Origin of the sequence: Streptomyces sp. TM32, assembly GCF_004122755.1 — a bacterium.
GTDB classification, from domain to species: Bacteria; Actinomycetota; Actinomycetes; order Streptomycetales; family Streptomycetaceae; genus Streptomyces; species Streptomyces sioyaensis.
The window spans coordinates 1-14,068 of record NZ_SDIG01000077.1 but is presented as its reverse complement, the minus strand read 5'-3'; the positions used below and the strand labels follow the sequence as shown (position 1 = coordinate 14,068).

Here is a 14,068-nt window from a genome sequence, read left to right as displayed (position 1 = left end):
AGGGAACCACCTTGCCATGGCGGGCGTTGGAGACCCCTGTTGATCAGGGATTGTGGGCCGTCGGACGACTGGACCACAGCCCGGGGGCACGCACCGCCAACTCCCCGGCCGCCGCGCATTCTCCGGGTCGAGAAGGCCCAGGACCTTCGAATAAGGGCCGGACGATCAGATTCTTCGTCCAAGGAGCGGTTTTTTCATGTGAAGGATTTCACGAACTTTCTCCGCGGACCTGCCCTCGGGGCCTTCCGGAGGCCCGAAAACGCGCTCAGACGGGCATCACACCCGCTCAAAGGGCTGCTCGGCAGAGGCCGTTGCCGACCTCTGCCGCACCCCGCGCCCGGCTAGTCGGCGATGCTCCAGGCGATGCCGTCCAGGATGTCGTGCTCGCTGACGACGACCTCCCCGGCGCCCGTCCGCTCCATGATCGACAGCAGCACGAGCGCGCCCGCGGCGATCACATCGACCCGGCCCGGGTGCATGACCGGAATGGCCGCGCGCTCGGCATGGGTGGAGGACAGCAGCCGGCCGGTGATCTCGCGGACCTGCGCCAGGGAGAGCCGGGAGTGGTGAATGGCCTCGGAGTCGTACTGCTTCAGGCCCAGCGCGATCGCGGCGACCGTGGTCACGGAGCCGGCCAGGCCCACGAGGGTGGCGGCCTCGCGCAGCGGGACGGTCTCCTCGGCGCGGTCCAGTGCCGCGGCGACATCCGCCTTTATGGCGGCGATCTGCCCGTCGGTCGGCGGGTCGCTGATCGCGCCCTCGTGCACCAGGTGCCGCTCGGTCATCCGTACGCAGCCGACGTCCAACGAGCGGGCGGCGCGGACGGCGCCGTCGCCGAGGACGAACTCGGTCGAGCCGCCGCCGATGTCGACCACGAGGAAAGGCTGAGCCAAGTCCGTCCGCCCGCTGAGCTCCTTGGTGGCGCCGGTATAGGAGAACTCCGCCTCCTGGTCGCCCGTGATCACCTCGGGCTCCACGCCCAGGATGCCGACCACACCGCTCACGAAGTCCTCGCGGTTCTCGGCGTCCCGGGAGGCCGAGGTCGCCACGAAGCGGACCTCCTCGGCGCCCAGTCCCTTGATCACCGCGGCGTACTCCCGGCAGGCCGCGAAGGTGCGCTCCAGCGCCTCGGGCGCCAGCCGTCCGGTGCGGTCCACGCCCTGGCCCAGCCGGACGATCTGCATCCGGCGGTCGAGGTCCTTCAGCTCGCCGGTCGCGGGGTCGGCGTCCGCGACCAGCAGCCGGATGGAGTTCGTACCGCAGTCGATGGCGGCGACCCGCTTCACGTGGCGTCTCCTTCGGGAGCGTCCTGGGCTTCGGGGGTGTTCCGGTCGTCGGAGGTGTCCTGGCAGGTGGTCACGCACGGCCCCTTCCGCCACCACTCCGGGAGCATCGCGAGGGCCTCGTCACCGAGCGGGTTGACACCCGGCCCGGCGGCCAGCGAGTGGCCGACGAGGACGTGCAGGCACTTGACCCGATCGGGCATCCCGCCGGCGCTCGGGAAGCCCTGGAGCACCTCGATCGCGTCCCGCCGCCGGATGTAGTCCTCGTGGGCCGCCCGGTAGGCGGCGGCCAGTTCCGGGTCGGTGGCCAGCCGCTCGGACATCTCCTTCATCACGCCGTTGGCCTCCAGCGTGCCGATCGCGGAGGCCGCGCGCGGGCAGGTGAGGTAGTAGAGCGTGGGGAAGGGCGTGCCGTCCTCCAGGCGCGGCGCCGTCTCGACGACATCCGGCTGGCCGCAGGGGCAGCGGTGCGCGATGGCGCGCAGCCCGCGGGGCGGGCGGCCGAGCTGCTGCTTGAAGGCGGCGATGTCCGCGGCGGTGGGCTCGGTGGGCTCGGTCTGGGGCGGGGGGGTGTCCATGTGCGCTTTCGGTGAGGTGAGTGGTGAGCAGGGGCGGGCGGGCCGTCCTGCGTCCGACAGTACGGGCCGGCGCCCGCCGGCGGTACGGGCCCGGCCCTACCGCTTGTCGGCCGAGTCGACGGCGTCCCAGAGATTCTCGTACCAGGGGGGCTGTGCGGCCTGCGGCCCCTTCGGTGCGGAGCCGGTGCCGGAGCCGTCCTGGACGAGGTATCCGGTCTCGCCCGGCATGACGTAGTGAAGGTGCCGGCGGGCCTGCTGGCGCACGTACTCCGGGTCCTGCCAGCGGGCCTTCCGCTCGCGCAGCCGCTCCAGGGCGGCGCCGGCGTCCTGGGCCTTGCGGCGCTGCTCGGCGATGTCGGAGCGCTGGGAGACGTACTGCCTTATCGGATAGGCGAGGGCGACGACCAGCGAGCACATCACCAGGGCCAGCAGGGCGGCGCGGCCGGTGAGGCGGTTGCGGCGGGGCGGGCGGGCGCGGTAGACGCGGGCGGCGGCCTGCTCGCCGAGCGCCTTGAGTCGGGTCGCGGTCGAGAACCGGTCCGCGGGCACGTCGTCTCCCCTTCACTGACGGACGCCTGACTGCTGAAGCAGACGCGTCCCCGGCAACGGTACGGGACCGTTGCCGGGGACGTACGGGGTGCTGGGCGGTTGTCTCGCCCGATCAGCCCTTGCCGCCCCGGTCGGCCGGGGCGGCGGGCCGCCGTGGGTCAGCTGCCGTGACGGAACCGCGGGAAGGCGGAGCGGCCGGCGTAGACGGCGGCGTCGTCGAGGATCTCCTCGATGCGCAGCAGCTGGTTGTACTTGGCGACGCGCTCGGAGCGGGCCGGGGCGCCGGTCTTGATCTGGCCGCAGTTGGTGGCGACGGCGAGGTCGGCGATGGTGACGTCCTCGGTCTCACCGGAGCGGTGCGACATCATGCACTTGAAGCCGTTGCGCTGGGCCAGCTCGACGGCGTCCAGGGTCTCGGTCAGCGAGCCGATCTGGTTGACCTTCACCAGCAGCGCGTTGGCGGAGCCCTCCTCGATGCCGCGGGCGAGGCGCTCGGGGTTGGTGACGAACAGGTCGTCGCCGACGAGCTGCACCTTGGCGCCGAGCTTGTCGGTGATGACCTTCCAGCCGGCCCAGTCGTCCTCGAACAGCGGGTCCTCGATGGAGACCAGCGGGTAGGCCGCCACCAGCTCCTCGTAGTACTCGGTCATCTCGGCGGCCGAGCGGTCCTTGCCCTCGAACTGGTACTTGCCGTCCTTGTAGAACTCGGAGGCGGCGACGTCCAGCGCGAGCGCGATGTCCTGGCCGGGGGCGTAACCGGCCTGCTTGATGGCCTCCAGGATGAGGTCGAGGGCCTCACGGTTGGAGCCCAGGTTCGGGGCGAAGCCACCCTCGTCACCGAGACCGGTGGACAGGCCGCGCTCCTTCAGGACCTTCTTGAGGGTGTGGTAGACCTCGGCGCCCCAGCGCAGCGCCTCGGAGAAGGACTCGGCGCCGATCGGGGCGATCATGAACTCCTGGATGTCCACGTTGGAGTCGGCGTGCGAGCCGCCGTTCAGGATGTTCATCATCGGGACGGGCAGGACGTGCGCGTTCGGGCCGCCCAGGTAGCGGAACAGCGGGAGGTCGCTGGCCTCGGAGGCGGCGTGCGCGACGGCGAGGGAGACGCCGAGGATGGCGTTGGCGCCGAGCGAGCCCTTGTTGTCGGTGGCGTCCAGGTCGAACATCGCCTGGTCGATCAGCCGCTGCTCGGTCGCGTCGTAGCCGACGAGCTCCGGGCCGATCTGCTCGATGACGGCCAGGACGGCCTTCTCCACGCCCTTGCCGAGGTAACGGTTCGGGTCGCCGTCACGAAGCTCGATGGCCTCGAAGGCACCGGTGGAGGCGCCGGACGGCACGGCGGCACGGCCGGTGCTGCCGTCGTCGAGGCCGACCTCGACCTCGACCGTGGGATTACCTCGCGAGTCGAGAATTTCGCGGGCTACGACGACGTCGATCGACGGCACGTTGTCTCCTTCGTGGGTGTCTGGCGTTCTGCTGCATGAGCCTAACGGCCCCGGGCGCGTCCGCCTGCCCTTGGCCCGCTCCGTGGGACGGAATTGCGGAATGAAGAGCCCAAAGGCCCAGTTCACAGGACCTTTGGGCCCTTGTTCGCCAACCGGGACAAGGTGTGGATCGCGGCCGGTCACCGGCGTGCGGTCGCAGCGGATCTCACCCGGGCGCGACCCCGGGTGTGAGAAACCCCGCCGCGGCGCGCTGGGGGAACGGCGCGCCGGGCGGGGCTGTCTCACGGAGGAAGCGGGCCCGCCGCTCGGGCCTGCCGGAGTTCCGGTGAGGAGGTGGCTCAGACGTTGAGCTTCTGGCCCGGAAGGATCAGGTTCGGGTTGCCGCCGATGACCGACTTGTTGGCCTCGTAGACCGACTTCCAGCTGGTGCCGTGCGCCTTGGCGATCTTGGCGAGGGTGTCGCCCGCCTTCACGGTGTAGTTGCCGTGGCCCATGGACTTGCGCTCGGTGGAGCGCGAGGCGCGCTTCTCGGGGGCGGCCGGGGCCTTCTTGGCCTCGGTCTTGGTGTCCTGCTGCGGGGCGGACTTGGTCTGCGCCGAGGAGCCGGAGGTGTCGACGTTCGCGGCGGGGCCGCCGGCGGTCAGGTTGCCGGCACCGGCGCAGGTCCAGGCGCCCGGCCCCTGGATGGCGAGGAGCTTCTCGGCGGCGGCGATCTGCTGGCTCTTGGAGGCCAGGTCGGCGCGCGGCGCGTACTTGGTACCGCCGGCGGCGGCCCAGCTGGAGTTGGTGAACTGCAGGCCACCGTAGTAGCCGTTACCGGTGTTGATCGACCAGTTGCCGCCGGACTCGCACTGGGCGACCTTGTCCCAGGTGCTGACGGAGGCGGCGGAGGCGGAGGTGGCGCCCATCAGCGGGACGGCCACGGCAGCACCGGCGATACCGGCGAGGGTGGCGACGCGGACGGCCTTGGAGGGACGACTGTGCTTGCCTTTGTTGATCAGCATGGTTCGTTCGTTTCCTCACCGACGCCTACGAGGTGAGCTGTCGGGTTCGGGCTGTGAGTGGCCCGGCCGTATGCGCTTCCGCATCTGGCTTCACCCCAAGCCGGTCGCCCGCTTTCACGGGCGGGGCCGGCACCTACCTTGGTTCCCCCGCTCCTGCCTACGGCGCTTGCGCGTCAACTGCCCCCGATCACCGGCAGGATTCGGCGTGTGACCGGAGGGCCCGCTTTGGCGAGCGGTCCTGACGTTAAGCAGCAACCCCCTTGGTGTTCAAACCCCACCATCTGAACCAAGTTGCCCGATTCCGATCACGAGTGGGGCACATCTCCGCAGGTGGGGGCAGGTGCGGCGAGGGTGGACGGTTCCGGGCCCCCTGAGGTCAACGAGACCCTTGTCTCACTTTCACCAAAGGGGGCGAAAGGGGATGAACTAGCCCGCGTTCTGCCCGAGATCGAGCACCTGGCCGGGCTGGATCAGGTCCGCGTCGGAGCCGATCACGCCCTCGTTGCGGTCGTAGAGCGCGGTCCAGCCGCCGGGCAGCCGGTGGGCCGTGGCGATGGCTGACAGGCTGTCACCCGGCCGCACGGTGTAGTCGCCGTCGGCCGCCGGGCCCGTACGGTGCGCGTCGCCGCCGCGCGAGGCATGCCGGCCGCCGGCGCCCCGGCCGCCGCCCTCGTCGCCCTGCCGGCCCTGACCGCTGCTCTGACCGGCTTCGTCGTCCGCACCGCCGCGGTGCCTGCCCGGTGCGGGCCGCTCCTGCGGCGTGCCGGAGGTGTCCGGGCGGCTGCCGCCGTCGGACGGGTCGGCGGACGGCGAGGGGTCCTCGTCCCGGTTGCCGGACGCGGGGTCCTCGTGCCGGCCGCCGGACGGCGCGCCGTCGGACCGGTCGGACGTGCCGGGCCGGTGGTCGGCGCGGCCGGGGTCCGGCGCGTCGGACGAGGGCGTCGACCCGGTCGACTCGTCGGACGACCGGCCACCCGGGTCGTCGCCCGGCTCGTCCTGCGTGCCCGTGGCGTCCGAGCCGTCGTGCATGCCGGAGGATCCGGGCTGGTCCCAAGGGTCCGGGGAGTCGGACCCGTCGGACGGGTCGGGCTCCGGGGTGCTGGTGCTGCCGGGGTTGACCTCCGGCGCACGGCCGTCCCGGGTCAGCCCGGCGCTCTGTGCGCAGCTGCTCCAGACGTCCGGGCCCCGGTGGTCGAGGATCGACTCGGCCACCGCGATCTGCTGGGCGCGGCTGGCGAGGTCGGGGCGCGAGGCATAGGCCGAGCCGCCGTAGTTGTCCCACATCTCCTGGGTCAGCTGGAGGCCGCCGTAGTAGCCGTTGTCCGAGGCCGCGCTCCACACCCCGGCGCTCTCGCACTGGGCGACCTTGTCCCAGGTCGTGGTGTCGGCGGCGTGGGCGCCGCTCGCGCCGAGCAGCGGCAGGGCGATGCCGGCGCCGGTCACTCCCGCCGTGACAAAGATGGCCGGTGCCTGACGGGGGCGACGGTGTCGGCCGGTCCCGGAACGCATGCGGATGCCTTTCGCGCGGTGGAGTTGTCGGACGAGTGGTCCGACGGGCTTCCGGCCGGGGCGGGCAGGGCAGCACCGTTACACCGGTTGACCGCGCCCCCGCTTCGGCCGATCGAATGAAGCCTGTCGATCGTCGATCGAAAGGTAGCCGGGGTCACGAGTAGTCACAAGCCGGTGTAGCGCAGATCACGCAATGGTCACGCGGCTGACGCGCTGTCAAATATGCCCTTGCCGCTGGTCAGGAGCGCTCGGCGGTGAACTCCACCGGCAGCGACCGCAGTCCGCGCATGATGAGCCCGCCGCGCCAGCGCAGGTCGTCGGGTTCGGCGGCGAGCCGGAGGTCCGGAAGCCGGGTCAACAGCGTGGCGAGGGCGGTCTGTCCTTCGAGCCGGGCGAGCGGCGCGCCCAGGCAGTAGTGGATGCCGTGCCCGTAGCCCAGATGCTGGTTGTCCCGCCGGGTCAGGTCGAGGACGTCCGGCTCGTCGAAGCGCTCCGGGTCGCGGTCGGCGGCGGCCAGCACCACCAGGACCGGGTCGCCCGCGGCGATCCGCTGCCCGCCCAGCGTCAGCTCCTCGGTCGCGAACCGCCAGGTCGCCAGCTCCACGGGGCCGTCGTAGCGCAGCAGTTCCTCGAGGGCGGTGCCGAGCAGGTCCAGGTCGCCCGCCTCGATCGACTTCTGCAGCAGCTCGCGCTGGGCGGGGTGGCGCAGCAGCGCGTAGATGCCGTTGCCGATGAGGTTGACGGTGGTCTCGAAGCCGGCGAAGAGCAGGATGAAGGCCATCGCGGCGACCTCGTTCTCGGTGAGGTGCTCGCCGTGGTCGGAGGCGCGGATCAGCGCGGAGATCAGGTCCTCGTCGGGCTCGGCGGTGGCCCCGAGGGTCTCGCGCTTGCGGTGGATCAACTCGGCGAGATAGCCGCGCATCTTCTTCACGGAACGGGCGACGCCACCGCGCGGTCCCTTGCCGTGCCGGATCATCATGCCCGCCCAGTCGCGGAAGTCGTCCTGGTCCTCGCGCGGGACGCCCAGCAGATCGCAGATCGCGTAGATGGGCAGCGGGAACGCGAACTCGTGGATCAGATCGGCCGCACCGCGCCCGGCGCCGCCCGGTTTGGCGATCATGGCGTCGATCAGCCGGTCGGTCAGCTCCTGGACCCGCGGCGCGAAGGCGGCGACCCGGCGCGGGGTGAACGCCTTGGAGACCAGCCGGCGCAGCCGGGTGTGGTCCGGGGGGTCGATGTTGAGCAGGTGCGTCATCAGGTTGGCGCTGCGCTCCCCCGGGATGCCGATCTTGCCCTTGCCGTGCGCGGACTCGCTGTGGTGGACCGGGTTCTTGGACAGCCGGCCGTCGGCCAGCGCCTGCCGCGCCTCGGTGTAGCGGGTCACCAGCCAGGCCTCGACGCCGCTGGGCAGTCGGGTCCGGTGCACCGGCGCATGCTCCCGCAGCCAGGCGTACGCCGGGTACGGATCGGCGGCGAACTCCCAGGTGAACAGCTCGGGGACGGACTCGGGGAGGGGCTGGGCAGCAGCCTCGGCGGCGATCTCGGCGGACGCTGCGGCCGGGCAGCCGGCCGGGGCGTCGGCGGCGGTGACCTGCCGCGGGCCGGGCCGGTGGGACTGGTGGGACTGGTGGGGCACCTTCCGACCGTAACCGGTGCGCGCGGCACCGCGCGCCCGCGCACCGGTCCGGACCCCGCAGGCCCGTCCCCTACTCCGGGTCCACCCCGAGCGCCGACAGGAACGCCAGCGCCGCCGGCGACGGTCCCTGGGCGCTCCACACCACCCGCTCGGTCCGCTCGGGCGCCGGCCGCACCCGTACGGCGCGCAGGCCGGGCAGCCCGGAGGCGGTGGGCTCGGGGACCATGCCGATGCCCAGACCGGCGCGCACCAACTGCGCCAGGAACTCGACCGAGGTCACCTCGAACGCCACCTCCGAGTCGAGGCCCGCCGCACGGAACGCGTCGTCGCGCTGCCGGCGGGCCGCCGATCCCGCCATGTAGTCCACGAAGTTCTCCCGCGCCACCCGCGCCAGCGTGGTCCACTCCCGCCCGGCCAGCGGATGATCCGGCGGCACCACCGCGACCAGCTCGCTGCGTGCCAGCTCCTTCTCCCGTACGCCGGTGGTCCGCGCGGTGGGCACCATCCCGATGAAGGCGACGTCCAGCGCACCGTCGCGCACGCTCTCCACGAGCGGTTCGGTCATGTCCATCAGCAGGCTGATCTGCACCTGCGGATACCGGGTGTGGAAATCGCCCAGCTCACGGGCGAGATCGACGGCCCCGACGGTGGAGATCGCCCCCACCGCCAGCCGGCCGCGCACCTCACCCGTGGCCGCCGCGACCTCGGCGCGGGCCCGCTCGGCCGCCTGGAGCGCCTGCCGGGCGACCGGGACGAAGGCCTCACCCGCGGCGGTCAGCCGGACGCTGCGGCTGGTCCGCTCGAAGAGCCGGGCGCCGAGCTCCTTCTCCAGCCGGGCGATCTGATGGCTGAGCGCGGACTGCACCACATGGCAGCGCTCGGCGGCGCGGGTGAACCCGCCGGTCTCTGCCACCGCCACCACATAACGCATCTGTTGCAGCTCCACACCATCGACCCTAGGCCACACCCATCTCATTTCGAGATGTTTCCGATGAAAACGATGTGTTGGACTCATTGATGTGCGTCGCCCAGGGTGGGGAGTGTCCGCCGCCACCGTGGCCGCGGGCGCACAGGGGAGGTCGGTCGTGAAGACCACGCACATGAAGGAGCCGGTCACCGGGGATACCTCGGCGACGGGACCGGGACTGGGGCGCGGCACGCTGCTGCTGATGTCGGTCGCCACCGGTCTGTCCGTCGCCGGCAACTACTTCGCGCAGCCGCTGCTGGACGTCATCGGCCGCGATCTGCACCTGTCCGCGGCCGTCGCCGCGCTGGTGGTGACCGTCGCCCAGGTCGGCTTCGGGCTCGGACTGCTGCTGCTCGTACCGCTCGGCGATCTGCTGGAGCGGCGCCGGCTGGCCGTCACCCTGACCGCAGCCACCGCCGTCTTCCTCACCGTCACAGCGAGCGCCCCGAACGCCGCGCTGCTGCTGACCGGCACCGCGCTGACCGGACTGACCTCGGTCGCCGCCCAGGTCGTGGTGCCCTACGCGGCGACCCTCGCGGCCCCCGCCGAACGCGGCCGGACCGTCGGCACCGTGATGACCGGACTGCTGCTGGGCATCCTGCTGGCCCGCACGGCCGCCGGGCTGCTGGCCGAGGTGGGCGGCTGGCGGACCGTCTACTGGGTCAACGCGGCGCTGATGCTGCTGATGGCGGTGCTGCTGCGGCTCAGGCTGCCCACGCTGCGCACCCCGGCCGGGCTGCGCTATCCGGCGCTGCTGCGCTCCATGCTGGCGCTGTTCGGCCAGGAGCCGGTGCTGCGCTGGCGGGCGGCGCTCGGGGCGCTGACCTTCGCGGGGTTCAGCGTGCTGTGGACGGCGCTGGCCTTCTTGATGTCCGGCCCGTCGTACGGCTGGCAGGAGTCGGCCATCGGGCTGCTGGGTCTGGTGGGCGCGGCCGGTTCGCTGTCCGCGTCGGCCGCCGGGCGGTTGGCGGACCGCGGTCTGGTGCACCACGTCAGCGGCGCCGGGGCGCTTCTGCTGCTGGGGTCCTGGGCCCTGCTGGCGGCCGGCGGGGCGGGCGGCGGCTGGTCGCTGGCGGCGCTGCTGGCCGGGGTGATCGTGCTGGACCTGTCGGTCCAGGCGATGCACATCAGCAACCAGCACCTGGTCTACGCGGTCCGCCCCGAGGCCCGTAACCGCCTCAACTCCGCCTACATGGCCAGCTACTTCGCCGGCGGTGCGGTGGGCTCGGCGCTGACCTCGGCGGTCTGGACCGCGGGGGGCTGGAGCGGGGTGTGCGTCCTGGGGGCGGCGCTGGCGGCAGCGGCGTTGCTGGTCTGGGCCGCGGATCTGCTGATCCGGCGCCGCGCCCCGCGCCTCAGCGGCAGCTGACGGTCCTCACACGGCGCCGCCCTCCGCGGCCAGCACCGCGTCCCGGTAGGCCCGGGCGGCCGCCCGCAGTGCCGCTTCGGGGTCCACCCCGTCCGCCTCGGCCCGTATCGCCATCGCCAGCAGCTCATAGCCGATGCCCCGGCCGGACGGCACCGCGACATCGAGCCCCGCCGCCCGCGCCCGCGAGGCGAGCTTCGCCGCCAGCGCGAGACCGGGCTGGGCCAGCGGAACGCCCTCGGTCACCGACTCCCGCTGCTTCTCCTCGGCCTTCCTCCGCATCCAGTGCGCCTTGACGTCCGCCGGGGTCGCCGCGTCCTCCTCCCCGAAGACATGGGGATGGCGATGGATCAGCTTCTCCACGATCGTGCCCGCCACATCGTCGACGGAGAACGGCTCGTCCGGGTCGTCCTGGGCGATCCGGGCGTGGAAGACGACCTGGAGGAGCACGTCCCCCAGCTCCTCGCGCAGCTCCACCCGGTCGCCCGACTCGATGGCCTCGACCATCTCGTACGCCTCCTCCAGGCCGTACTTGGCGAGGTCCTGGTGCGTACGGATGCTGCTCCACGGGCACTCGGCGCGGATCCGGTCCATGACCTGGACGAGATCGAGGAGGCGGGCGCCGGGCAGGTCGTAGGAGCCGGGCAGCAGCTCCAGGTCGGGCATCGTCTCGCGGCCGGAACCGGCCAGCCGGGCCAGGCCGTCGGTCAGCGCGCTCTCGCCGTCCGCGGAGGTCAGGACGACGGCGGTGCGCGCCTCGGGGACGCAGTAATCGACCAGCTCGCGGGCGGTGAGGGACGCGGTCTCCACCTCGATGCCGGCCTCGCGCAGATACGGCAGCTGCGGATGGCCGGCATCGGCGCACAGCACCCGCTGGGCCGCGCGCAGGATCTGCCACGCGGGCCAGGACAGCAGTCCGGGGGCGACCCGGTGGCTGGTGGTGAGCAGGACCAGGCGGCCGGTGCCGGTGCCCTCGGGGCGGGCGTCGGCGCCGGTCCGGGCGGCGGAGGCGTCAGCGTTCACGCCTCGAACGTAACGCACCCCACCGACAACGCCGGCGCCGCCCGGCGGCCCGGACCCGGCCGCCGCCGCGGGCCCCGGCCGTACAGCCCCGTCAGGCCTGTTCCTTGGCGGACGCCGGGGTGATCCACGGTTCCTTGGTCTCGCCGAGGATGACCTGCTGGTCGTCCCACTTGCCGAACCGCGGATTGACGTCGATCCCCATCGAGCGGGACGTCTTGCCCAGCGCCCGGGCGAGCTTCTGCTGGCCCTGCGGCGTGCCGCGGTCCGCGCCGAGGTGCTGGGCGACGCCGTCGAGCAGCAGCTGGTTGTGGACCATGGTGTCGATCTCGTCGGGCGCGATGCCCTGCTGGAGCCACATCGCCTGCAGCCGCTCGGCACCGCCGGCCTGCCGCTCGGCGCCGGCCCGCCACCGCTGGACGTCGGCGCGGCTGACCGTCACCCCGGCGTCCTTCGCGCTGCGCGCCAGCACCTCGTCGAAGATCATCCCGTTGAGGGTGGCCAGGCTCAGCCGGCCGGTGTTCATGACGAGCTCGCGGCCCTGCGGGGACTCGGCCTGGGCGGTGCGCACGTCCTTCACCTTCGCCTGCAACTGCGAGACGGTGATCCGCTTCCCGTCCACGATGGCCGCCGCACCCGGATGCGCGGCGCTGCCACAGGCGGCGAGCAGCGGAGCCGCGGCCAGCAGTGCGGCGGTGGCGGATACGGAGAGCGCTGTCCTACGGCGGAACACATGGCCTCCCGGCAGATCGTGCGACGAAGTCTCGACCTTGGTGGATCGATGCTATGGAGTCGGCGTGGCCTGAGCCACTGCTTCGGGCAACGATCTGGGACGGGGCGGGTTTCTCCGTCGGGATCCGCACCGAATCCGCTGTGCCGCGCGCCCGGGAGCCGCACGCCGACCCGCCACCCGCGGCCCGGGCCCGCCCCGTCCGGGAACAGCCCCCTCCGGGAACGGAGCCGCACAACCCCACGTCTGACTCACTGCCGGGCCGGCCCGGGCAAGGAAAAGACAGGGCGTCGGTTCGAGTATCTTTTCGAGCTGGGGGAGAGTGAGGATCCGGATGAACACGGCCGCAGCAACGGCTGGGGATGCCCCCGGACGGGTTCCGGGAGCCGACGCCGGTACCGGTGTCGTACCACCACAGCGGGCGGCCGCGCCGGACGAGCCCTCGGTCGCGGACGACGGCGCACCGGCGGCGGTGCGCGACCGGCTGCGGCGCACCGCACACCGGCTGCGCGAGCGGACCGCTCCCCTGCGCGTCCCGCGTCTCGACCCGTACTGGACCGCCGGGTTCTTCTTCCTCGCCTATCTGGTGCTGGCCTGCTGGCGGTTCCGCACCCTGTCCACGTCCTCCTGGGACCTGGGCATATTCGAGCAGGCGATACGGGGCTACGCCCACTTCGGGGCCCCGATCGTGGACCTCAAGGGGCCGGGCACCAACATCCTCGGAGACCACTTCAGCCCCGTACTGGTCCTGCTCGCCCCCATATACCGGCTGTTCCCGTCCTCTCTCACCCTGCTGATCGCGCAGGCCGCCCTGTTCGCGCTGTCCGTGCTTCCGGTCACCCGCGCCGCGGCCCGCTCCCTGGGCCGCCTCCCGGGGCTGGCCATCGGCGTCGCGTACGGGCTGTCGTGGGGTGTGCAGAAGGCCGTCGACTTCGACTTCCACGAGATCGCCTTCGCGCTGCCGCTGATCGCCTTCGCGCTCGAAGCGGTGCTGCGCGGGCGGTGGACCGCGGTGGTCTGCTGGGCCGCGCCGCTGGTGCTGGTCAAGGAGGACCTCGGGGTGACCGCGGCCACCATCGGTGCGCTCGCGCTGATACGTACCCGGCGGGCCAGCCCGCTGGCCATCGGCCTGGTCGCCTTCGGCCTCAGCGCCACCGCCGTCACCCTCGGCGTGCTGATACCCGGCTTCAACGGCTCCGGCTCCTACGACTACTGGACCAAGTTCGGCGGCGAGGGCGGCGGCGCCGCGATACCCCTCGCCACCGCCCTCCGCACCACACTGTGGGTCCTGCTGCCCACCACCGGGCTGCTGGCACTGCGCTCCCCACTACTGCTGGTCGCACTGCCCACCCTGGGCTGGCGCTTCCTCTCCCACGAGCCCCACTACTGGGGCACCGACTGGCACTACAACGCCGTGCTGATGCCGGTGGTCTTCCTCGCACTGATCGACGCGCTGCCGCGGGTCCGGGTCTCCGCCCGCCCCTGGCTGCGCTCCTACGCCCACCACCTGCCGGCCGCCGTACTGGCCACGGCCCTCGCGCTGACCACCACCCTGCCGCTGAGCCGCCTCACCGAGGCGGCGACCTACCGCACCCCGCCGGACGCCGTCGCCGCCGAGAAGCTGCTGGCACGGATACCCGACGGTGCGAGCGTGGAGTCCGACATCCGGCCACTGAGCCGCCTCACCGGCCGCACCCGCGTCTTCTGGACCGGCGACACGGGTGGGCTGTCGCCCGATTACGTCACCACCCAGCTGCGAGCTGACCGCACACCGCGGCAGATGCTGGCCGACGTCATGGGGCGCCACCCCCGCTCCACGTATGTGCTGCTCGGCAGCGCGGGCAATCTGTTGGTGTTCCACCGCACCTCTGCGCGGTGAGTGCTGCTTCCCACGTTGCCGGGTTTCCCGCCGTGTTTGTTCCGTGGAGTTTTCCCCGCCTTCGGCGGGAGCGGGGTGGGGTTGTGGGGTGGGGACCCGGTT

Annotated in this window: 12 protein-coding genes and 1 riboswitch; of the genes, 2 read left to right on the top strand and 10 right to left on the bottom strand. The window is 72.4% G+C overall.

What is annotated here, in order from left to right:
* Positions 1-341: 341 nt before the first annotated feature.
* The 8 genes from EST92_RS18145 to EST92_RS18110 all read right to left on the bottom strand — a co-directional run bounded on the left by EST92_RS18145 (position 342) and on the right by EST92_RS18110 (position 8,950).
* The gene (locus EST92_RS18145) at positions 342-1,286 is read right to left on the bottom strand and encodes a Ppx/GppA phosphatase family protein (RefSeq protein ID WP_129281951.1); all 945 of its coding nucleotides are present in this window, start codon (positions 1,284-1,286) and stop codon (positions 342-344) included.
* Positions 1,283-1,861, bottom strand: coding sequence for a DUF501 domain-containing protein (locus tag EST92_RS18140; protein WP_129281950.1), 579 nt, complete (start codon positions 1,859-1,861; stop codon positions 1,283-1,285). Before EST92_RS18140 ends, EST92_RS18145 begins: the two co-directional genes overlap by 4 nt.
* Positions 1,862-1,957: 96 nt before the next feature.
* The gene (locus EST92_RS18135; protein ID WP_129250467.1) at positions 1,958-2,410 is read right to left on the bottom strand and encodes a septum formation initiator family protein; all 453 of its coding nucleotides are present in this window, start codon (positions 2,408-2,410) and stop codon (positions 1,958-1,960) included.
* 158 nt (positions 2,411-2,568) lie between these two features.
* Positions 2,569-3,855 (bottom strand): phosphopyruvate hydratase, encoded by a 1,287-nt coding sequence (gene eno / locus EST92_RS18130; RefSeq protein WP_093483588.1) that lies wholly within the window; start codon positions 3,853-3,855, stop codon positions 2,569-2,571.
* A 338-nt stretch (positions 3,856-4,193) separates the two neighbouring features.
* Positions 4,194-4,859, bottom strand: coding sequence for a transglycosylase family protein (locus tag EST92_RS18125; RefSeq protein ID WP_129250468.1), 666 nt, complete (start codon positions 4,857-4,859; stop codon positions 4,194-4,196).
* A 7-nt stretch (positions 4,860-4,866) separates the two neighbouring features.
* Positions 4,867-5,075: riboswitch (cyclic di-AMP (ydaO/yuaA leader) on the bottom strand.
* Between the two features lie 210 nt (positions 5,076-5,285).
* Complete coding sequence (locus EST92_RS18120; RefSeq protein ID WP_275540886.1) at positions 5,286-6,302, bottom strand: transglycosylase family protein; 1,017 nt, start codon at positions 6,300-6,302, stop codon at positions 5,286-5,288.
* A gap of 304 nt (positions 6,303-6,606) precedes the next feature.
* Complete coding sequence (locus EST92_RS18115) at positions 6,607-7,908, bottom strand: cytochrome P450 (protein WP_254068897.1); 1,302 nt, start codon at positions 7,906-7,908, stop codon at positions 6,607-6,609.
* Positions 7,909-8,074: 166 nt separating this feature from the next.
* Positions 8,075-8,950 (bottom strand): LysR family transcriptional regulator, encoded by an 876-nt coding sequence (locus EST92_RS18110; RefSeq protein ID WP_129281947.1) that lies wholly within the window; start codon positions 8,948-8,950, stop codon positions 8,075-8,077.
* 139 nt (positions 8,951-9,089) lie between these two features.
* Here EST92_RS18110 and EST92_RS18105 point away from each other — a divergent pair, with 139 nt between their 5' ends.
* Positions 9,090-10,340, top strand: coding sequence for an MFS transporter (locus tag EST92_RS18105; protein WP_254068896.1), 1,251 nt, complete (start codon positions 9,090-9,092; stop codon positions 10,338-10,340).
* A gap of 6 nt (positions 10,341-10,346) precedes the next feature.
* Here the strand turns inward: EST92_RS18105 and EST92_RS18100 are convergent, their stop codons facing one another.
* The gene (locus EST92_RS18100) at positions 10,347-11,360 is read right to left on the bottom strand and encodes a nucleoside triphosphate pyrophosphohydrolase (RefSeq protein ID WP_129281946.1); all 1,014 of its coding nucleotides are present in this window, start codon (positions 11,358-11,360) and stop codon (positions 10,347-10,349) included.
* 91 nt (positions 11,361-11,451) lie between these two features.
* Positions 11,452-12,090, bottom strand: coding sequence for a SurA N-terminal domain-containing protein (locus EST92_RS18095; protein ID WP_129281945.1), 639 nt, complete (start codon positions 12,088-12,090; stop codon positions 11,452-11,454).
* 331 nt (positions 12,091-12,421) lie between these two features.
* On the opposite strand from EST92_RS18095, the gene EST92_RS18090 reads away from it, so the two are divergent.
* Entirely contained in the window at positions 12,422-13,966 is a 1,545-nt protein-coding gene (locus tag EST92_RS18090) for a DUF2079 domain-containing protein (protein ID WP_129281944.1), read from the top strand.
* Positions 13,967-14,068: the final 102 nt, after the last annotated feature.